The organism is Oculatella sp. LEGE 06141 (genome assembly GCF_015207605.1).
Classification (GTDB): domain Bacteria; phylum Cyanobacteriota; class Cyanobacteriia; order Elainellales; family Elainellaceae; genus Oculatella.
The window spans coordinates 24,744-45,676 of the sequence record NZ_JADEWO010000017.1 but is presented as its reverse complement, the minus strand read 5'-3'; the positions used below and the strand labels follow the sequence as shown (position 1 = coordinate 45,676).

Here is a 20,933-nt window from a genome sequence, read left to right as displayed (position 1 = left end):
GCTGTTGCTTAAATCCAGGTTGTACAACAAGGTATCGAATTAATACTGTAGAGGATATGTCGTTATGGATAACAGCGACATGAAAAACACGAATATTGAAGTTTGTCCTGCTTGCGGTGTCAAGATTGAAGCAGGAGAGCGGGTCTTGTTTTCGGCTGGGCCAGTGGGTACCCGCGCCCGACTGTGGGCGAGGGTCTGTCAGTATGCCAAAAAGCCGGGCTGCATTAACCTGAATACAGATGCCATCGGGCCAATTGCCGCCAGCGATTATTACGGTGACATTGAGCTTCCGGTGGAAGTGGCACAACCGGTAGAACCCCTGGCGGCAGTAGTGGCAGGCATTCAGCGATCGCTAGACGGCTAGCTGTAGACTCGTTTGTATTGATACAATTCCAGGCTGTCCTGCGCTTACCTTTGTCATGTAAAACCACCTTAGAGGGTTGCAGGATACGGTTTTGGATCACTGATTGATCATGCTGTTGACCCGACTCATATCAACATTAGGGGCAAAGATACGGCGGTACTTTGCCTCTGAAATGGTGTAAATCCCATAGGCAAAGAGGCCAACGGCAACCACACCCAGCACAATAGGTCCGTAAGGTTGCTCGGCTAATGTGGCTAGTGCGCCACCCAGGCCAACGGCCTCACTGGCATCCGATCGTCGTGCTGCTTGAATCAGGAAAAGACCAATGATTGTGAAAACGATGCCTCTGGCGATATGCCCGATGCGGCCAATGCGAGTGACCCAGGTTTGCTCGGTGCTGTTCATTTCCCGCCATTTCAAATCTTTGCGAAATTCCGCTTTGTAAGCTCTATAGAAATAGTAAAATCCCAGTCCAATCACCAGTGCGCCTCCCAGCCCAACCAGCCATTGACCGAAGGGTTGCTCCAGTATGCGGGCTGTCCAATCTTGAGTAGATGCCTCACTGTCGCTGCCAGTGCTGTTAGCTCCGCCTGAGAGCTTAATGGCACCCAAGGCAATACCGAAATAAATAAAAGCATTAAGGCCATATCCGGCGCGTTTGCCTAAGCCTTTTGCATCGCTTCCGCTATTTCCTGGATCGAGTATTGCTTCTATCAATCGCCATAACGCATAGCTCACCAGTCCAACGCCAACTAATGCCAGTAAAGCTCTGCCAAATGGCTGCGTTACGATCGCTTCCAATGCCCCCTGCGGATCGGTGGTATCTCCTCCTGAACCAATCGCTGCCTGGGTGGCTAAAAGACCAACAACAGCATAAACAAACCCTTTTGCAGCGAAACCAAAACGGGCAAACCGTTCAATCCAGTCTGAAGAATCCTGTGGCATGGGTTTAAGTAATTTTAAGTAAGACAATGTCAACGTTTTAACAGGCTCACTTCACACATGCTTCTACCCGTGGACAGGATCTTCTGTCTATGGAAAGGTATTTTCTTTACCTTCTCATCTCGGTCTTCAGTGCAGGAGATGGTGCGGTAAAACGGCTGACGCTACACGTTATTGGTTTGAACCAGTCTGCGAATGGGGAGCAAAAACAGTAAGGCTTGTTTTAGCGATCGCCCGCCTTGCTCTTGCACAAAGATCAACGGCAGCAAAGATGCTAGCCGTACCATGCTGGAGAGGGCAAATAGCCCCGGTAGACCACCATAGTTGGCGAACTGAGCCACAAAGCCTCCCAGCGTTGTTCCCAATGCCCCCATCACACCCGCAACCGCAGCGGCGATCGCAAAATAGGCGGCGTGATGCTTAACGGGCGCAACGCCCATCTGGATATTGTTGCTGCACAGGTCAATTGCCGCCCACGTTCCGCCCGATACCAGGTGCAACAGGGGAAACCATACCCACAACGAGCGCGCGTTGGCTCCTGTGCCAAGCCACAACAGTGGGGTAATGGCGACCAAAATGCCAATTAAGATCAGCAGCGGACGATTGCCGGTGCGATCGGCAACCTTGCCCCAGAGGATCAGCATGAGCAGGTGGGCACCCGCATGAATGCTGCTATACAGCGTTACGCATCTGACATCCAAGCCGAGGGTGTCGAGCATGTAGAGGTTAAAGAAGGGGGCACTGAGGTTGACGGCAAAGAACCACAGGCCAAAGTAAAGCAGAAATGTCAGAAAGTTAGCATCTTGCCATAGGACTGGTGCTGAATCAGGGGATTGGGTTGAGATGGAGCGATCGCGTTCGGCAGGCACTTGATTGAGATAGAGCGATCGCACCGCAGCGGCACCACTGGCTGATTTGGCATGGGTTATTTGAAACCGTTTTGCCGGAGCAAACTGCTGCACCTGTGGGTTCACATCGACCATAAAGTGCTGAAATCCTAAGCTCAGCAACCCCGCTACAATGCCAATCAACAACACAACACCGTACCCTTGCAGTGTTCCACCGGGCCACATAGAAACAAGCAGCCCTGCCAGTGGAACGCAGACTAAGTTGGTAAAACTCGCGGCGCTATTGCGAACGCCAAAGTACCGTCCTCGTAGCCGTTGGGGAACCAATATGGCCATCCAACTCAGCCAGGAAGCGCTGCCTAACGCACCCAGGATATGACTGGCTAAAACGATGAGCAAGGTGCAAATCACAAGCTGATGCGGATCGATCGAGTGCCAACTGGCGATCGCCACGCCAGCGACCAACGCCAGCCAAATCAGGCGAGACAGTCCAAAAATCCACAGGCAATAGTGGTGACGGCTGGTGGTGCGGTCGGCCAAGTAGGCTCCTAACGGTTGCAGGAGATTAACCAGCATTGGAATAGACGACAACATGCCAATTTCAACAGCACTGGCCTCTAACTCCACCAAAAAGTTGCTTAACAACACGCCGCCAGCAATATTGGAGAAAATAGTAGCAAAGACACCGTCTAGCGTAGAAGCTTTAAGGCTGATGCGAATTGCATCCCTCGACACCTGATTGGAGGGATGCTCCAGGGCAACAGTTGTATCGTCTGTATCGTCAGCGTTCGTTAGTGGAGGAATGTCTTCAGCAAGAGGAGCAGTGGGTTCAAGCTCAACAAGATTCATCGCTGCTTTACTATGGGTGAAAAATTCCGCTGTTCGTCCAGCTAGGGTCAAGCGAGGCTGGCTAGATTGAGGTGTGCTGGTTATTCCTCACCAAGAAGGACAAAGATTTTCGTCATTCTAACTTGCATTTCTCAATAAAAATTAGGAATTGCTCGTATTTCTCCTAAGGGCTTGTAACCGAACGTGTAATGGAATAAGTCAGATAAGCATACTGTCGAGCGAGCAATGCCCACCCACCCCGGAATAAGGATATGAACACTAAAGTGCTTGGATTCATTGCCTTAGTACTGGCGATCGCTATTCTGTTGGTTAGCGGTCACGGTCTGTTGTCGCCCCGGTCAGAGGGAGCCACTCCAGTTGTGGTGACGCTAAGCGGTTGGGGGTCGAGTCCGGCAGAGCAAGCCGCGTTTGCACAAATTTTGCGAGAGTTTGAGGCCGAGCATCCGGACATTCGCGTTAAGTATGAAGTGATTGCGGAACAGTACATGGACGTGCTTAAAACCCGCATGATAGGCGATGCGGCACCGGATGTATTTTTCCTGGATGCGCTCGAAACGCCATTCATTGCCAGTAAAGGGGTATTGGAGCCATTAGACGGGTACATCACACCAGAGTTTGATCTGGCCGACTTTGAGGAATCATTACTGGAGCCGTTTCGGTACGAGGGGCAACTGTATGGCTTGCCCAAAGATTATTCAACTCTGGCATTGTTCTACAACAAACAGGCGTTTGCTGAGGTAGGCTTATCTGCCCCTCCTCAAACCTGGGATGAGCTGCTGGCTGATTCAAAGGTGTTAACGCTCGATCGCAACCAGGATGGCAGAACCGATCAATACGGTTTTGGTGATATCCCAGAGCTGGCTCGGCAGGCTTATAAAATTCGAGCCTTCGGAGGCCAGGTTGTTGATGAGCATGGCTATGCTGCATTTGCCTCTGATGCTGGAATCCAGGGGTTAGAACTGGTTGTGCAGCAGTATCGCCAGGATCGCACGTCTGCACAGCGATCGGATGTGGGAACCAGTTCTGGGAGCGAAATGTTTGGTCAGGGAAAGGTGGCAATGGTGCTAGAAGGAGCATGGGCTATCCCCTACTTGCATGAAACGTTTCCCAACCTGGAGTATGGAGTGGCTCCGGTTCCCCGTCTTAACGGTATGCCTGGCACCATGGTATTTACGGTGGCCTATGCCATCAGCCAGCAAGCGCAACATAAAGCAGAAGCGTGGACTTTGCTGTCCTATCTTACGGGTAAAACCGGAATGCAAAAATGGACGAGTGCCGGGGCAGCACTGCCAACGCGCAAGTCTGTTGCGGCAGAGATGGGATATGAAAACGATGCACTGCGATCGCCCTTTGTAGCCGGGGTTGACACAGCCACTCCCTGGCAAGTTGGCAGCTACCCGGCCATTATCATGGGCAATTTTGACAACCAGTTTGTGAGCGCCATGATAGGCGAACAGCCGCTAGAGCAAGCCATAAAGCGGGCACAAGCAACTGCTAATCAACAAATCCGGGAATCCCAATAAATACTGGCTAGGGCTGCACGTTTGCCGCTCACCGTAGGGTGCGATGACTCGAAACGGGCTGTTTGTGCGAGGGTGGGTATTCCTGGAGGAGCGATCGCATCCGCTGCATCAATTCATCAAAATCGAGTGGCTTGCGAACAAAAGCGTTAGCACCAAGGCTTAGACCTAGGGTGGCGTTGGTGGCATCATGAGCCGTAATGAGCAGAATAGGAACAGAAGCTAAACGGCTGTCTTGACGGATTCGGCGGGTAACTTCGTAGCCATCGATTCCGGGCATCATGACATCAAGCAAAACTAGATCTGGAGGGGTGGCGTTTATAGTGGCAAGGGCGACCTCACCACTTTCTGCGGTTTGAACCCGATATCCTTCAGATTCCAGCAAGGTTTGGAGCAGAAATAAGTTATCAACTAGATCGTCAACCACCAAGATGTAATGCATCTGGGCATTTGGCATATAAAAGCGCTAATTTCAAAGGTTAATTTTTTGTAATCTTTTGAAACCATCGTCTCCATTTCGTTACAAAATGGCATCTGTCTCAAGACAGACGCTTAACTTTTATAACTGAAGCTGTTCTATAGAGTGCCGAGTATCACTCACCTTGTCTTGGCTTCTCGCAGCGCTTAAACCTTTAGCCCGGTAGCTCCTGGAGCATGTGAGCGGTAGTAGCTAATACGGCTGCAAATTTGGATAGTCATGTTCCGGTTGTTGTCAGAATGGACGATCGCGGCACACTACGTGAAAGGTAGCATAACAACATTGATGCCTTAGATCGCTACAGCGGGCTGGTTTGGAGCCGAGGATACGTTCATGGTTGGAACAAGACGACAGCCGAGTGCAAAACACAGCGTCGGAGAAGACATTGCGGGGTACGCCTTCATGCTGCCAACGCTGTTGGTTCTGGGGATGTTTGTGGTATTGCCCATTCTGTATGCCGTTTTTCTATCTTTTCAAAACGTAGAATTGTTGGGCGACATTCAATACGAGTTTGTTGGGTTTCGTAATTTCTTTCGCTTAGTCGGTGACGATCGCGTTTGGATTGCACTCAGAAATACAGCGGAATACGTTGCAGTTGTTGTTCCAGTTCAGACCCTTCTGGCGTTGGTGTTAGCGGTTCTGCTCAATTCCAGCATTCGTGGCAAGCATTGGTTTCGCATTCTGTTCTTCTTGCCCACGGTGACATCTTCTGCGGTTCTAACGCTAATTTTTATGTGGATTTACAACACCAATGGCTTATTGAACTACCTGCTTGCCCTGTTTAGTTTGCCGACTTACAACTGGTTGGGCGATCCGGCAGTTGCTTTGAAGGGCATTATGATCATGAACATATGGGCAACGGCTCCGTTCTATATGGTGATTTATTTGGCGGCGTTGCAAGATATTCCTCAATCAGTTTATGAAGCGGCTGATTTAGATGGTGCAAATGCCTGGCAACAATTTATCTATATCACTGTTCCGTTGCTCAAACCCGTCACCTTTTTTGTGGTTGCGATGGGTATCATTGGCACCTTCCAACTGTTTGATCAGTCCTATATCTTTTCAAACGGTACGGGGGGACCCAACAACGCAACCTTGACGATTGTCTTATTAATTTATCAGTACGTCTTCCGGAATTTGCAGATGGGCTATGCGGCAGCGATCGCCTTCTTTTTAGCTGGAATTATTGTTAGTTTGACACTGATTCAACGCTATTGGCTGGGTCAGGAAACGCCAGACTAAATTGAACGGGCTACCCTAAAATAGGAGTAGCTAACTGCTGCTGTTCATTGACATCAATCGTACGATTGGAAGAAAGGAGGCATGTTTGATTGACAAGCGATCGCCCCAGCTATCTATATATCAATATGGGGTTCAAATTCTGCTCTACGGACTGCTAATTCTGTATGCAGTTGTTACCCTGATCCCGTTTTTGTGGGCGCTTTCGGCCTCGTTTAAACCACTTTCCGAAATTGTTGACGGTGGTTTAAGCTTTATGCCAAAACAATTTACACTTGAGAACTATGGGCAAATTTTTCAGCAACCGTTATTTTTGCGCTGGCTGTTAAACAGCGTTGTGATTGCCATTAGCGTTACCTGCTTTAATCTGCTGTTTAATTCAATGGCGGGTTATGCATTGGCGCGGCTTCGGTTTAGGGGCGATCGCCTCTGGTTCTTTTTGATTCTGGCAGTTTTAGCCGTCCCGGCTCAGGTGACGCTGATTCCTACCTTTCTCATTCTAAAAGCGCTGGGTTGGCTCAATTCTTACCAGGGAATGATCGTACCTGGTATGGTCAACGCCGTATTTATCTTCATGATGCGGCAGTTTTTTATTAATTTCCCCAAAGAATTGGAAGAAGCCGCTCAACTGGATGGACTCAATCGCTTTGGCACTTTTTGGCATATTGTGCTGCCGCTTGCTAAACCTGCATTAGCCGCACAAGCTGTTTTTGTTTTTATGGGAAGCTGGAATAATTTCCTATTGCCTGTTGTCATTTTATTTGACCCTGAAATGTTTACGTTGCCCTTAGGGCTAAACACATTTAAGGGGCAGTACATTAGCTACTGGAATTACATCATGGCAGCTTCAATGGTCTTCACACTGCCAGCGATTTGTATTTACGCCTTTTTCAATCGCTACTTTATTCAAAGTGTGACGTTTACAGGTGGAAAAGGTTAACTTTTATTGCATTGCTCCCTGGTTTGCAACGTAACTTTTACACAATTATTCAGCTTTTTATTCCAAAAATCCATTAGATTTAAATTAGAAGTAGACCACTTAACTGCTTCAAGCCCCTCTCACGTTTGGCAAAAAATTACAGGTTGAAATGGCCTAATTTCTCCTCTCTTTAGGAGTGGTGGTTATGGAACCTAAAAAAATTGTAGTTGCCATCGATCGATCGCCCCAAGCGCCGCTCGTTTTTGAACAAGCGGTGCAACAGGCTCAATGTAGCGAATCTCGATTGCTGCTGCTGCACAGCGTTCGGGATGAATCTCTACAAACCGGCCCTTTTTTGGGAGTTGGCACAATTGGCGACGTGGCAACCTATGGGGCATTGCAGCGATCGCACCAAGACCACTTACATCAGCAATTGGTTAAAGCAGAAGCGTGGTTGCAATCCTATTGCCAGCAAGCCCACGACCACGGTATTTTGGCTGAGTGTAGCTGTAAAGCCGGAGAGCCTGCTTCCTGGATTTGTGACGTTGCCCACGATTGGGGCGCTAACTTAATTGTGCTGGGTCGTCGAGGGCACAAGGGTCTAACCGAGATTGTATTGGGCAGTGTGAGCAACTATGTCATTCACCATGCGCCCTGTTCAGTGTTAGTGGTTCAAGGAACATCTTCCCCCCATACGTAAGGTCTGCTCGTTAGCGATTAGGGCTATTGATCATGAATATTGAGCAATTGAAACGGCATTATCAGTTTGGAGAGAGAAACTTTCGTCGGGAGAACCTGAGCAAAGCAAATTTGCATCAAACTAACCTGAGCCGAATCAATTTGATCAAAGTTAATTTACAGCAGGCTAATTTGTCTCAAGCGAATTTGACAGAAGCGAATCTGTATTGCAGCAACCTGAGCAAAGCCGACCTGCGCGGCGCATTCTTGAATAAAGCAATATTACACGGTGCCGATTTGCAACATGCCGATTTGCGTCGGGCTAGTCTGATCCAGGCTGACCTGTGGGATGCCAATCTGAACAATACCAACCTCAGCCACACGTATTTGTGCGGTGCCAACTTGCGCGGTGCCAACTTGCAGAACGCCAAATTGTGTTGGGCGAATCTACGGCAAGCTAATCTACAGGATGTTCAGATAGACGGGGCTGATTTATCAGGAGCTAAATTCTGCAACACTGTTATGCCCGACGGCAGTATCCGCAACGACGATTGCTAGGCGATCGCAGTTGGTGTCCTTTTTCTGTGTCTTTAACGAACTGACGAGAGGCTATCACGTGATAGAGGGAGTTATGGCTTCTCGTCAGCGATAGAAAAAATGGCGTGAAGCGGTGGGTTCACCCTCTAGCGGATCATGCTCTGGTCGTTAAGAGAGCCTGGACTCCCGTAATTTCCGATAGTTATATCAATGGCGAGGGCATACTGAAGTCGGTCTTCCCCTTTCCTATATCAACCATGAGTCCTGAGATTAAAGTGCTTCAGCCAACAGGAATTTTGGATAGCATGGGCGGCAGTCAGTTGCGCCAGGATGTCAACGATGCAGTCGATCAAGGAGCGCTCATCATTTTGATCGATTGCAAAGCGATCGCGTTTATGGACAGTTCTGGTTTAGGTACATTAGTCATTGCACTTAAGAAAATCCGAGAGATAAACGGTCGATTTGCGCTTTGTTCTATCAATGACCAGGTGAAGATGCTGCTCAATCTTACCAATATGGACAGTATTTTTGAGATATATACCAGTCAGGATGAGTTCCGGCAAGCGGTCTTGATGCCGCAGTGAGTCCCCCCATTAGCGGATGTTCACTTGCATCAATGAACAATCATCATCAAACGTGCAGCTATTCGTTAAGCGCTGTACTGTTGCTAGAATATTGGCGATCGCATGACCCTGACGATAGTTTTCAGTGAGCAAATCAATGAAGCCGTTTAGAGTCCAGAAGTTGCCATCGGGCTGCTTGACCTCATAAATGCCATCACTAAAAATGTAGAGCGTACTCTGTGCTTCTATGATGCACTGCTGGTCGGTAAAGCGGCTGTCTGCCATGATGCCGATCGGTAAACCGCCTGTTTTTAATTGATGCGTGTAAACCTGATGACCTGCCCCAGATACCAGAATGGCCGGAGGGTGGCCTGCACTGGCGTAAACTAATTGCCGTTTCTTTTGATTGTAAACACCATACCAAATGGTGAAGTAACGAGCATGTTGGCTGCTCATTTGAAAAATATCATTCAGTCCTTGAAGTACATTGCTCGGTTGATAGAAGCTGATACCGTTGAGAGACTGCGATCGCAACAGATTTTGAACGGAAACGGACGGCAGTGCTGATCCTAATCCATGCCCAGACATATCTAAGACATAAATGGCGAGGTAATCAGGATCGAGCCAGAAATAGTCGAAGCAATCGCCTCCTAACTGCCTGGATGGTAAAAATTGGGTTTCAATGGTGACGGAATCATATCGAGAGAACGAGGGGGGCAGCAATGTCTTAACATAATCTGCGGCCTCAGCGAGTTCTGTATCCAACATTTGCTTTTGAGTCTGCAAATCTTGAGCCAGTTTTTGCAAATCTTGAGCCGATTGGTATAGCCTTAACCCAGCTCTAACTCTTGCTTTTAATTCATTGGTTTCAATTGGTTTGGGCAGAAAGTCATCTGCTCCAGTGTCGAGTCCCTGCACCCGATCTTCAATGGAGGAACGACTGGTTAACAGAATAAAGAAAGTGCTGGACAGGGCTGGAATGGCCTTGACCTGTTGGCATACTTCTAACCCACTCATGCCAGACATGAGCCAATCGCAGATAATTAAAGCTGGCTTGAGCTTTTGCGCCTGTGCAATCCCTTCTTCGCCGCTGCGAGCTGCAATGACTTGATATCCTTGTTCTTCCAGGGTTCTTTTTAACACCATCTGGATAATCGGATCGTCATCAATCACTAAAATTTGAATCATAACGAACTCATATAGTTGAAGGTATGGCGAGGCTAAACGCGGTACTTCTGTTTAGGAGGATGGGTGAATGGAGCAACTGCCAGTCACTTAATAGACATCAAACAACCTGTTCAGTCGGTTCGCACCGGCCATTCTCGACTCTTTTTGCTGGCGGCCTTTAGGTGGGGTTCAGTTGCAGGTGAATTTCGTCAAATAGTTAGGGAAGAATTAGGTTGGTGATGTAGAACTGCTTCATCACAGTATTTTTGCCGTCATCCAGGTCAGCTTTCAGTATTCCCTCAGCGTTCGGGTAGGATACCAGTGCTCTACGCAAAACAGCTCCAAGTTACAACCGATCTGGCCGAGTTAAGCCATGTTTTAGGCTGGTTTGACCAACTTGAGCATGATACGATTCCAGCGGTTATCTGGATGCAATGTCAAACTGCCCTGGCCGAAGCGTTTACCAATGCCGTTCGTCATGCCCACAAGGGGCGATCGCCTGATACCCCAATTGACATTGAAGTGATTGTGTTTAATCGGCAGTTGGAACTTCGAGTTTGGGATTATGGAGCCGTTTTTGATCTAGAACAGAAATTAGCTGATATGCCATATGTTGCCGCGAGTGAACCGGGCGGTCGTGGGCTAATGCTGATTGCCCACCTTTCTGATCACGTTAGCTATCTACGCAGTGCCGATAACCGCAACTGTCTGATATTGACCAAGTCTTATTTGCCTGTGGTTTAGTGTCTAGCAAAAGCTGAATTTGAGTTAAATCTTGCTTCATCAGCTCAAATAATCCCTCAACAGTTGTGAGTCGCTGCTGCTGGGCGGCGGCTTCTAGCTGAACTGAAATTTTCTCTAGTTGTCTGGCTCCAGCACTGGCACTCGTTCCTTTGATGTAATGAGCCTCTTGCTCCATCCCGCCGAAGTTTTGTGCGGCAATGTTGTCGGATAGCGTTTGCAGGTGAAACGGCAGCGTTTCAACCAGGGCTTGCAGTAATTCAAATTCAAAAGCAGGGTCGCCACCAGAAATTTGACGCAGGTAGTTCCAGTCAATGGAACTATTGGCCTTACCTGCATCACTTTTCAAACCGGAGTGCAGTGTGGTTGAGTGAACAGCCACTAATGGATTGGAAGTCAAAATAACCTGCTCCCAATAGGACAGTTTGCTGGCCAGGTCTGCTTTGTTGATGGGTTTACTGATGTAATCGTCCATGCCCACGTCAAGGCAGCGTTTTCGGTCTTCTTTCAGGGCATTGGCTGTCATTGCAATGATGATAATATGCTGATTTTCTTCTAGCTTGCGGATGGCTTTAGTCGTATCATATCCATCCAGGATGGGCATCTGACAGTCCATCAAAATCAGGTCATATTTGTACTGGGACAAGCGATCGAGTACCTCCTGTCCGGTTGCAGCTACATCAACCGTGTAGTTTAAGCGCTGGAGTTGATTGATTGCCACTTTTTGATTGACCAAACTATCTTCAGCCAGCAGGATCTTAATTGTTTTAGGTTCCAAATACTGGGGTGGATTTTGTATTGGGTTGCTGTTCAACGAATTTTGTTGCACTAAGCTGTTGGGGGGCTTCAGGTGCAGCACTTCCGTGAGGCAGTTGATGAGTCGAGACTTTCTAATTGGCTTGGTTAAACATCTGGCCTGGGTTGTTTCTATGAATTGCTTGTTTTTTCCGAGATGATTGAGGGTCGTCATCAGCACCAACTTAGCGCTGGATGAGGCTAAGTTGGCCTCGAGCGAGCGGCTTGATCCGTTCGTTTGGGTCTCTAACAGTTGAGCATCTAACATCACAATGTCGTAGGGGTTCCCTTGGGCGATCGCCCTGGAGACCGCATCTAAAGCGATCGTGGCGTTGTCCGCTTCATCCACGAACATGCCAGACCCGGCGGTTTGTTGCTGAACTGCCTGCCGATTCAGTTGATTGGCATCCACCAGTAGCAGCTTCAACCCTGTGAACTGATGCCTCTCTGGTTGGGATGGTTGCGGTGGTTCTAGCTGCTTTTCAAATGGAATGGTGAACCAAAATTGAGCGCCCTGTCCTGCTTGGCTGTGTAAGCCAATTCTGCCACCCATTAAATCGACAAGCTGTTTGCAGATGGCTAACCCTAATCCGGTGCCGCCATATCTGCGAGTGGTAGATGCATCCACCTGAGAAAACGGTTGGAACAGCTTTGGATGGTCTGCGGCTGGAATGCCAACCCCGGTATCATCAACGGAAAACAGAATGGAAGCGTGAGATGTCGTTTCAGCCTGAAGCGACATCCGGATTACCACTTCCCCAAATTCGGTAAATTTGATGGCATTGCTGACTAAGTTCGTCAAAATTTGCCGCAATCGTCCAAGGTCTCCACGAACCTGAGTTGGAACCTTCGGGTCGATCAACGTCACAATTTCTAACCCTTTGAGGTGGGCGGCGGCGGCTAATAAATCGACTACGTCCTCAGCACAGTTGGACACATCAAAGTTGAGCGTTTCTGGCTCCATTTCGTGGGCTTCTAGTTTAGAGAAATCCAAAATGCTGTTGATCAGAGCCAATAAGTGATCGCCACTGGTGCGAATGGTTTCTACAAAATCGTGCTGTTCTGCATTTAGTTGGGTTTCGGCTAGCAGCCCTGTCATGCCCAGCACTGCGTTCATGGGGGTACGAATTTCATGGCTCATCATTGCCAGAAATGTGCTTTTTGCTGCCGTGGCCTGTTCTGCTGTTTGCCGCGCTGCCTCTAACGCCATATTCTGTTGAGCCTGGGCGATCGCAATGCTAACCTGGTTGGCGAGCTGGGCAAGAAAATCGATTTCAAACGGTTGCCATTGCCGTGGTTCGGAACATTGATGCGCGATGAGCAATCCCCAGAGGCGATCGCTTTCCAATAAGGGAACGACAAGATTAGCCCTCACCTGATAGCGAACCAGCAGATTTTGGTAGCAAGGCGTTAAGTTGGCTTGAGCAATGTCATTCATTGCCCGCACGGTTCCATCGCAGTAACTTTGCCATGCTCCCTGCTGAAAGCAGGTGTCGTGTATAGGAATGCCCAGTAAGGATGAGTAGCCTGAATTCACGGATTCGGCTACCACCGTTCCGTCCCAGTCGGGAGCGAAGCGATAGACTAAAACGCGATCGGTTTGCAGGAATTCGCGTACCTCGGCGACAGTCGTGCTGAGGATACTTTGTAAATCGAGCGATTGGCGAATTCGAAGGGCAATGGTGGATAAGAGCTGCGATCGCTGATTTTGTCGCTGAATTTCTTCTTCCGCCCGTTTGCGATCGGTAATATCAGCCAGGGTACTTTCGTAATAGAGAGGCGTACCATCGGCTGCCTTAACCAGGCGAGAACTTTCTGAAATCCAGATGGCAGTACCGTCCTGGCGATGTACCTGGCTCTCAAATCCAGAGATCGTTCCCTGTTGCTGCATTCGATGGGCAAATTCATGCCAGTTCAACGGATTGACATACAGCTGGTTTGGGATGTCTGTCAGGTTGGCAATTAAGTCGGCAGGAGAGTCATAGCCGTATATCCTCGCCAGAGCCTGGTTTGCACTAAGATATCGACCATCGAGCGTGGTTTGAGAAATGCCTTCAATGGCGTTTTCAACAATGCTGCGGTAGTTCTCTTCGACCTGCTGTAAGGCGATCTCGGCTTGTCGGCGCTCCGTAATATCGATGCCTGTGCCAATGATGTACCTGACCACACCATCATGGTCAACAATGGCGGTGTTTGACCAGTCGATCAGCCTGACGTGTTTTGATTTTGTCAGCCAACGTCTTTCGTAGCGACAGGGAAAGTGTCCTGCCAGCATGTCTGCAAATCGTTGTTTAACCGCCCCTACTTCTTCTGTTCTGTAAAACAAATCCCAGAAAGGCTTATGCCTCACTTCGGCAAAGTTATAGCCTGTGGTTTTCTCGCAATCTTGATTAAAGCGAACAATTTGACCCTGAGGATTTAGCACAATCACCAAGGCTCCCACGGTATCAAGCACAGCGGCAGTAAAATCTCGCTCGCTCTCTAGCATTTCTTCTGTCTGCTGCCGCTTTGTTATTTCTCGCACAATTAGCAGGAAGATCAGCAGCAAAATTACTGCATTCAAAATCGCTCCGTGCAAGAAATCTCGCGTTACCTGCCGCAGCGTTGTTTCGATCATCTGGCTCCATCGTTCCAGGACGGTGGCTTCCTCCTGTTCCATCTCGCTGATGGTTCGCCGAACGATCGTTGAGTAAACCGAATTAGGAGCCGATCGGTGAGTGGAGGATTGGGCGATCGCTGTCTCCGACTCAGCGGCAATCTGGTTCATTAAGCGGTCGATGACATCTATTCGACGTTGCTGTTTTGGGTTATCAGCGGTAAGCGTTCTCAACTGTTCCAGGTCAAGGGCGAAGGTTGTGAGCGCCGTTTGATACTCATCTAATGCGGGTTGGGTACCGGTTTGCAGATAATGCTGTTGTGATGCCTCAAGCGTGCTGAACTCTATTAATAAGCTGTCCAAACAGCCTAAAACTTGCTGTCTGGCTGTAGCCGAATTTGCTGCTTGGGTCAGCCGGGAGACGCTGTAATAGGGAATACCACCCGCCGTTAATAAAACCGCCGCTGCTATTCCAAGCCCAACGGCAACTCTCGTTAGAAACTGCTCTCGCTTCGTTCCTGAAGCCTGGCGCTTGATCAACGTCCTTTCTAAGTCTTTGAGGTTGCGTCGCAGTTCCAACATCTGCATAGCCTGACGTGCCAAGACCTGTAATCCATCGATTTGCTCGGCATTTAACTGTCGTGGAATATGATCGGCAACACATAGCGTTCCTAGCGTATATCCTTCTGCCGTAAGCAGCGGCACCCCCGCATAGAAGCGCAGGTAAGGTTCCGAGGTGACCAACGGATTATCGGCAAACCGCTCATCTGCCAGTGTATCTGGAACGATGAGCAGACTAGAATGCAAGATAGCGTGAGCGCAAAAGGCAATATCCCGCGATGTTTGAGCCACGACCAACCCAACTTTTGATTTGAACCATTGGCGATCGGTATCGATCAGGCTTACCAGCGCAATTGGCGTTTGGCAAATCTGCGTGGCTAAACGGGTGATGTCGTCGTAGCTGGTTTCAGGAGACGTATCCAGAATTCTGCATTGGTGAAGTGCGGCTAGGCGAGCAGTTTCGTTTGGAGGAAGCTGAGCTGGGGACATGCTAGTCTGAGGCAGTTGGCCTGGGATGAAGCAACACTAGAATCGGAGTGTGAACCAACTGGTCAGAAAGTCCCTAATTTACCTCTTGCAGGTGGGTGAGAGAAGCTGCCTAAATGGTTCTTTTACTTAGCAATCCCGTGAATAGACCTTGTGCAACAACGAACAGGATGATTGGGGGAAGAAGGCGGTTGTGAAACCTCTTTACCAGTGGTTGAGGGGGGGGCTTGACGCAGACCGCCTGATACTAGCTAATCAACTCAGATATTAGATAGAGCATGGGCATCACTTTGAGGAACAGATGCCGCCTCCAGTGTAGATGCTGGCTGAAGCACTGCATAGTATTTGCAGGCAGCCTGACCTAGCAAGGGAAACATTAAAGAGCGGATAAGGCGATCGCCACCCCAGTCAACAGCCATACCCAGTGCATCGCCTGCCAGTGGAACCTGCCCGATTGCATACCGAATGAGTGGCAAGGATGTCTTCAACATCTGGCTGCTACCCAGATTGGTTGCAGCGATATTCAAAATTTCTTGTTTGCGTATCGTATCGCTCAACTCAAGTCCATAAATAGCGGCGATTTGGTAAATCAATTCCGCTTGAAGACGAGCTGTTTCCAACCAGCTTCCGGTTTCCGATGCCTCGATCACCTTACGGCGAATGAACCGCTGGGTTAATGCTTCTGGCGTTGGTTCCAGGACTTCTTGTTGAATCTGTTTTACCGTTGCCTCAACTTGATTTAAGTCAACTTGGCTGATCGCAGTTTCAAGTAAGGGCTGAGTGTAGTTCTTAAACGCATCTGTGATTTGAGCGGCAACGGCTTCAGAGGCCGCCTTGGTTCCTATTGCCGCTTGTTCAACTAATGTAGCTGTTTCTCTAGCAGCAGCAACACTGATTTCTCCTGCGGTTGAGATGGCAGTCTTTCCAATGTTCACCGCTTGAGTACCCACGACTCCACTCACATCAATTGTGGTAACAGTCAGGGATTTTCCAACACTAAGGGCAGTATCTCCCAATGCGCTGCTTGTTTCGAATGCTTGATGTGTGGCCGTCTTACCCACCTTGAACGCAGTGCTGCTAACGTTGGTTCCAACCTGCTTTGCCCCATTGAGTGCTATTTCACCAGAGTGTAATGCTCTACTGCTGATAGCTGCACTGGTGCTAGATGCCGTTTGAGCTGCTGATTTTCTGGCATTGGAAGCGGTTTCAGTGATACTGAATTCAACCTCAGTTGCTTTTTCTCTCAGGTCTTCTAAGGAATAGGCGTTTGCTGGCTTAGAATGTGTCCAAGATACTGCTAGTAGAAGAAACAGCACGGTAACGAGATATGTTGCTCGCTTGAGCAATGGACGTTGTGGTGGCATTTCAATTAATCTCACGCTAACAATGCATCTTTCTGTAACGTTCCCTGAGGTCAGGTTTGAGTAAGTTACGGATCGATGAATTACTGCAAAGAGTTGGTGAAGCTAAAAGAATGCGTTTATAGCGTTTCAACTAGCCTTTGCCAGATCTGAACAACCCGATGGATTTGAGCCGTTTTGCCTTCTCGCTTTGCGGCTTGATGGATGGCGATCGCACTCATTTTCTCTACAGTAATAGTGGCCTGTCCGCTAGACGCGACTATGATATCTGCTGTGGCAGATGTACAGGGTTGCTCAGGGTTTATGACGCTGGGGGCGAGAATATTGCAGTAGCGACCAGCGGGAAGACCCGTTTGAAACGTTTGGGATAAGGGAGTGTCCTCACGATTGATCACAACAAAGCCTTGATCGCCTCGGCCAAAGGCAATCTGGTTGTTGCCATTGCTCCACCAGTGCGTTACGGGGCTGTCTGGTGAAACGGAATTACGAAACCCAACCATACGGGCGATCGCCCACTGCCGATGTTCGCAAACCCAGCCAGCAAGGCAGCTAGCGTCCTGGGTGTCGTGGACGCTTTTAGTATTGCCTTTGTCATCCGCTGGCGGGCCTTGATCGGGGGTCGAAAAGGCATAGCTTGACATCACTAGCGGTGTCCCATAAGGGTAGGCCAGCATGAAGACATTGGCTAAAGTGTAAAGCAACCCATCCTTGTAGGTGAGATAGGTGCCCCCCCCGGCATGGCCGCGTTGTTTGTCGTGGTTATCGATGAAAACGATCGCCCGATCGCTTGGCATCAGTCTCCAGTCTTCGCCCAACGATTGCAGTTGGGACAGCGTTTGACCAGAGATGCCGATAAACGATTCACTCACTAGCCTGCCGTACTCGACTTCATGCACTAAACCGTGAGGATAATAAACGCTCTTTTGAACCGCTTCGTTACCTGGATCGATCACTTCTTGATAGATGTAAGGATCGGGTTCAACGGCAGCATTGACAATACTTAAAATAGCGCCCACATCATCTGTGTGAATATGTTTAGCGGCATCAATCCGAAAGCCGTTGACACCCAATTGAACTAAATCGATCAAGTAGGCTGCAATGCGTTGACGAACATCATTAGCGCCTGTGTCTAAATCGGGTAAGCCGACCAGTTCACATTGAGTCACATCAGTAAGGATGCTGTAGTTCATCTCATGACGGCAAGTGTGGAAGTGCTGTGGTTCGTAAAGGCCAGGGTAATGGTACTTAGTGAACCTTGATCCAGCCGTGCCAACTCCGCTTGCTTCGGCTGACATGTGATTAATTACCGCATCGGCGTAAATTTTGACTCCTGCGGCATGACAGCGCTCAACCATGTTGGCAAACTGCTGGCGATCGCCGCTGCGGCTATGAATGATGTAACTCACGGGTTGATAGCGCTGCCACCAGGGAAAGTTGTGATGGGGCAACACAACATGTTCGTTAGGTGGAGAAATTTGAACGGCAGCAAAGCCGCTGGTTCTTAAAACGGTCTCGCATTCCTGTGCTACATCGTCCCATTTCCATTCAAACAACTGCACGATAACGGATGGCGATGCTCGGAATGGTGCGGTTGTGTGTCGTTGTGACGGTTGTTTTAACGAATGGTTAGCCTGGAGTGTGAAAAACGTTAGGATAAGCGTTCCATATAACAGACGTTTTAGCATGAATAAAACCACCTCTTTTACTAGGCAAACTCTAGAGTTGGAGGTTGTTTGAAAAGTTGCAACCCTGCTGCATTCGCCCCCTTTTCTAGTATGCCCAAAGGACTTTTAGCCCCCAACCTGGGGAACTTCCAAGCCAGCTCTGTTTCAAAGTCCCCATTTGGCTGGACGCTCAAACTGAGATCCAGAGAGGCTTAGCGCCCAAGGCAAGCCAGGCAGGGGCGGTGACACTCAGACCACCTTAGAACGTCCTCTTCCTATGATCTCTTAACGTGTCCAGCTAAAACGCTGAGCAACGAAGGCAGAGAAAAAATAGCTGTTCCTACAAGCTAACCAGGGAAGTTCCATGAGCGGATGATCAGGATGGTGCCGTTGTTCTCAAGCCCTCTTACTTTGTGCCAAATAGCCGATCGCCCGCATCTCCCAGACCGGGCAAAATGTACCCATGTTCGTCTAACCGTTCGTCAATGGATGCAGTATAAACGGGGACATCTGGATGCTGTTCGTGGAAGTGTTGAATGCCTTCGGGAGCAGCCAGCAAACAGACAAACTTGATGGATGTAGGATTGGTTTCTTTCAAGCGTTCAACCGCAGCGATCGCAGAATTACCGGTGGCCAACATTGGGTCTACCACTAACATATCCCGCTGCTCAACGTCGATTGGCAGTTTGAAGTAATACTCGACAACCGTTAACGTACTCGGCTCCCGGTATAACCCGATGTGCCCTACCTTAGCGGTTGGAATTAGTTCAATCATGCCGTCCAGTAATCCCTGGCCTGCTCGCAGAATGGATACAATTACCATTTTTTTGTCGGCTGCCAACATTGGAGCCTCCATTACCGTCAGAGGCGTTTGAATTTTCTCGTACTTCAATGGCAAATCTCGCGTGACTTCATAGGCCAGCAGCATTGAAATTTCTTTCATCAGGCGACGGAAGTCTTGAGTGTGGGTTCCTACCTGACGAATTAAAGTGAGCTTGTGCTGAACTAAGGGGTGATTAATTACGATTACTTCTGCTGTCATTGATACGATCGACTACTTTTTTTGCTGTTGCTGTTGAAATTAGTATCTATTAGTAATACAGGCAATACAGACCATTAGAATACAGTTTTCATGGTGGCTAAACCCAAAACAATGGGTTGAACAGTAGATAACCTATTTTTCTATAAGAACTTTGTCCTTATATATACCGATTTTTGGCAAATGATCTACAAAGTACAATTGAATAGCAACTCCTGCTTTTAAACAGGTCATAGCTTTATATTGTTAGATATTAAAATACGATACCATTACTACTTTAGGGTGCAAGAGTTTGAGATCATGGATAAGCAGGCACAATCAAAATCAAAGCACATTATTTTAACGTCGCATCGCAACGGAGCAGGTAAAAATGTTGTGCCCATTCAGTGGGGGGCGGCGGCTCCGAGCGATCGGGGGCCTGTGGTTGGGTCGATTGGTAGTCAGGCCAATCGCAACGTCATTGGCACCCATGCTGGTTCCTATAGCGTCTATCGAGCGCTAGCGGTGGCCAGTGGCGTTCTCGATCCTAACCACCGTGCCGATTTAACGAATACATCGCCTGTGGTTCACCTTGGCCCTCACCCTAGCTGGAGCAATCCCGATAAAATTGTGTCGCTTGATCCGTTTGGGGCAATGACTGGGGACGTGTTTGCCTCATTTTATGTGGATGGTTACGATATTCGTCCCACCATTGCTATTACTAAAGCCCACATTAATGTTCCAGAGCTAAAGGACGAAATTGCTCAGGGACGGCTGCATGTGGACGGCAAATTGCTGAAAGCGGATGGCAGTTTGTTGGTGACTAAAGCGGCGATCGATCCGGTGTGGTATCTGCCGGGAATTGCTAAACGCTTACAGGTAGACGAGTGGGAACTGCGACGCGTTCTGTTTCAGCAAACGGGAGGCATGTTTCCAGAACTGGTTACTCGTCCAGATTTGCACGTGTTTTTACCCCCCATTGGCGGTACCACTGTTTACATCGTGGGAGACGAAAGCACCATTACCGATTTGAGCAAGCCGTTAGCGGTTCGTGTCCACGATGAATGTAACGGTTCTGACGTGTTTGGTTCAGATATCTGCACCTGCCGTCCTTATCTGGTTCACGGCATTGAAGCGTGTATTCAGGCGGCTCAAGAAGGAGGTGCTGGCGTTATCGTTTACTGCCGCAAGGAAGGGCGAGCCTTGGGAGAGGTGACTAAGTTCCTGGTTTACAATGCCCGCAAACGGCAGGAAGGGGGCGATCGCGCCGATGCCTACTTTATTCGTACCGAGTGTGTTGCGGGTGTTCAAGACATGCGCTTTCAAGAGTTAATGCCAGATGTATTACACTGGCTGGGCATTACTCGGATCGATCGGCTGGTATCGATGAGCCAGATGAAGTACGATGCCATCACTCATTCTGGAATCGAAGTTGTTAAGCGCATTCCTATACCACCGGAACTGGTTCCAGCAGACGCGCAGGTGGAAATTGAGGCCAAAAAAGCATCGGGCTATTATTCTGAAGACGAGATGCTGGCAGCGGATGCGCTGGCGCAAATCAAGGGACGAGATTATTAGACCGCCCGTTTCAGCCCAATTGCCGACCT

Annotated in this window: 17 protein-coding genes; 9 read left to right on the top strand and 8 right to left on the bottom strand. The window is 48.9% G+C overall.

All coding sequences use genetic code 11. The annotated features are described in order from the left end of the window. Nucleotides 1-79 precede the first annotated feature (79 nt). Entirely contained in the window at nt 80-364 is a 285-nt protein-coding gene (locus IQ268_RS13700; protein ID WP_228035342.1) for a hypothetical protein, read from the top strand. 96 nt (nt 365-460) lie between these two features. Here the strand turns inward: IQ268_RS13700 and IQ268_RS13695 are convergent, their stop codons facing one another. Next, nucleotides 461-1,309 carry a DUF1206 domain-containing protein gene (locus IQ268_RS13695; RefSeq protein ID WP_193879672.1) on the bottom strand — a complete coding sequence of 283 codons (849 nt, stop codon included), beginning with the start codon at nt 1,307-1,309 and terminating at the stop codon, nt 461-463. Nucleotides 1,310-1,470: 161 nt separating this feature from the next. After that, on the bottom strand, nt 1,471-3,003 hold the full coding sequence (locus tag IQ268_RS13690; RefSeq protein ID WP_193879669.1) for an MFS transporter: 1,533 nt from the start codon (nt 3,001-3,003) through the stop codon (nt 1,471-1,473). A 251-nt stretch (nt 3,004-3,254) separates the two neighbouring features. Between IQ268_RS13690 and IQ268_RS13685 the strand changes: the two genes are divergently transcribed. Next, nucleotides 3,255-4,526, top strand: a complete 1,272-nt coding sequence (locus IQ268_RS13685) for an ABC transporter substrate-binding protein (RefSeq protein ID WP_193879666.1) — start codon at nt 3,255-3,257, stop codon at nt 4,524-4,526. Nucleotides 4,527-4,554: 28 nt separating this feature from the next. On the opposite strand, the gene IQ268_RS13680 is transcribed toward IQ268_RS13685, so the two are convergent. After that, nucleotides 4,555-4,980 carry a PleD family two-component system response regulator gene (locus tag IQ268_RS13680; RefSeq protein WP_193879663.1) on the bottom strand — a complete coding sequence of 142 codons (426 nt, stop codon included), beginning with the start codon at nt 4,978-4,980 and terminating at the stop codon, nt 4,555-4,557. 354 nt (nt 4,981-5,334) lie between these two features. Between IQ268_RS13680 and IQ268_RS13675 the strand changes: the two genes are divergently transcribed. The 5 genes from IQ268_RS13675 (at nt 5,335) to IQ268_RS13655 (ending at nt 8,958) form a co-directional block, all read left to right on the top strand. Further along, the gene (locus tag IQ268_RS13675; RefSeq protein ID WP_193879660.1) at nt 5,335-6,243 is read left to right on the top strand and encodes a carbohydrate ABC transporter permease; all 909 of its coding nucleotides are present in this window, start codon (nt 5,335-5,337) and stop codon (nt 6,241-6,243) included. 85 nt (nt 6,244-6,328) lie between these two features. Next, nucleotides 6,329-7,180, top strand: a complete 852-nt coding sequence (locus tag IQ268_RS13670) for a carbohydrate ABC transporter permease (protein ID WP_228035341.1) — start codon at nt 6,329-6,331, stop codon at nt 7,178-7,180. A 184-nt stretch (nt 7,181-7,364) separates the two neighbouring features. After that, nucleotides 7,365-7,859: a universal stress protein gene (locus IQ268_RS13665; RefSeq protein ID WP_193879657.1), complete on the top strand. Its 495-nt coding sequence runs from the start codon at nt 7,365-7,367 to the stop codon at nt 7,857-7,859. A 32-nt stretch (nt 7,860-7,891) separates the two neighbouring features. Further along, nucleotides 7,892-8,395, top strand: a complete 504-nt coding sequence (locus tag IQ268_RS13660; protein WP_193879654.1) for a pentapeptide repeat-containing protein — start codon at nt 7,892-7,894, stop codon at nt 8,393-8,395. A gap of 236 nt (nt 8,396-8,631) precedes the next feature. After that, nucleotides 8,632-8,958 carry an STAS domain-containing protein gene (locus IQ268_RS13655; RefSeq protein WP_193879651.1) on the top strand — a complete coding sequence of 109 codons (327 nt, stop codon included), beginning with the start codon at nt 8,632-8,634 and terminating at the stop codon, nt 8,956-8,958. Between the two features lie 9 nt (nt 8,959-8,967). Here IQ268_RS13655 and IQ268_RS13650 read toward each other — a convergent pair whose 3' ends face one another. After that, entirely contained in the window at nt 8,968-10,125 is a 1,158-nt protein-coding gene (locus IQ268_RS13650; protein WP_193879648.1) for a PP2C family protein-serine/threonine phosphatase, read from the bottom strand. 300 nt (nt 10,126-10,425) lie between these two features. Here IQ268_RS13650 and IQ268_RS13645 point away from each other — a divergent pair, with 300 nt between their 5' ends. Next, a complete protein-coding gene (locus IQ268_RS13645) occupies nt 10,426-10,848 on the top strand; it encodes an ATP-binding protein (RefSeq protein ID WP_339383295.1) in 423 nt (140 codons plus the stop codon). Here IQ268_RS13645 and IQ268_RS13640 read toward each other — a convergent pair. The 4 genes from IQ268_RS13640 to upp all read right to left on the bottom strand — a co-directional run bounded on the left by IQ268_RS13640 (nt 10,778) and on the right by upp (nt 19,350). Then, a complete protein-coding gene (locus IQ268_RS13640; protein ID WP_193879645.1) occupies nt 10,778-15,286 on the bottom strand; it encodes a GAF domain-containing protein in 4,509 nt (1,502 codons plus the stop codon). The genes IQ268_RS13645 and IQ268_RS13640 overlap by 71 nt on opposite strands. Before the next feature lie 257 nt (nt 15,287-15,543). Next, nucleotides 15,544-16,647, bottom strand: a complete 1,104-nt coding sequence (locus tag IQ268_RS13635; RefSeq protein ID WP_193879642.1) for a hypothetical protein — start codon at nt 16,645-16,647, stop codon at nt 15,544-15,546. Nucleotides 16,648-16,763: 116 nt separating this feature from the next. Further along, nucleotides 16,764-18,329: an alpha-amylase family protein gene (locus IQ268_RS13630; RefSeq protein WP_193879639.1), complete on the bottom strand. Its 1,566-nt coding sequence runs from the start codon at nt 18,327-18,329 to the stop codon at nt 16,764-16,766. A 385-nt stretch (nt 18,330-18,714) separates the two neighbouring features. Beyond that, nucleotides 18,715-19,350 (bottom strand): uracil phosphoribosyltransferase, encoded by a 636-nt coding sequence (gene upp / locus IQ268_RS13625; RefSeq protein WP_193879637.1) that lies wholly within the window; start codon nt 19,348-19,350, stop codon nt 18,715-18,717. A gap of 297 nt (nt 19,351-19,647) precedes the next feature. Here upp and IQ268_RS13620 point away from each other — a divergent pair, with 297 nt between their 5' ends. Further along, the gene (locus IQ268_RS13620) at nt 19,648-20,904 is read left to right on the top strand and encodes a GTP cyclohydrolase II (protein WP_193879634.1); all 1,257 of its coding nucleotides are present in this window, start codon (nt 19,648-19,650) and stop codon (nt 20,902-20,904) included. Nucleotides 20,905-20,933: the final 29 nt, after the last annotated feature.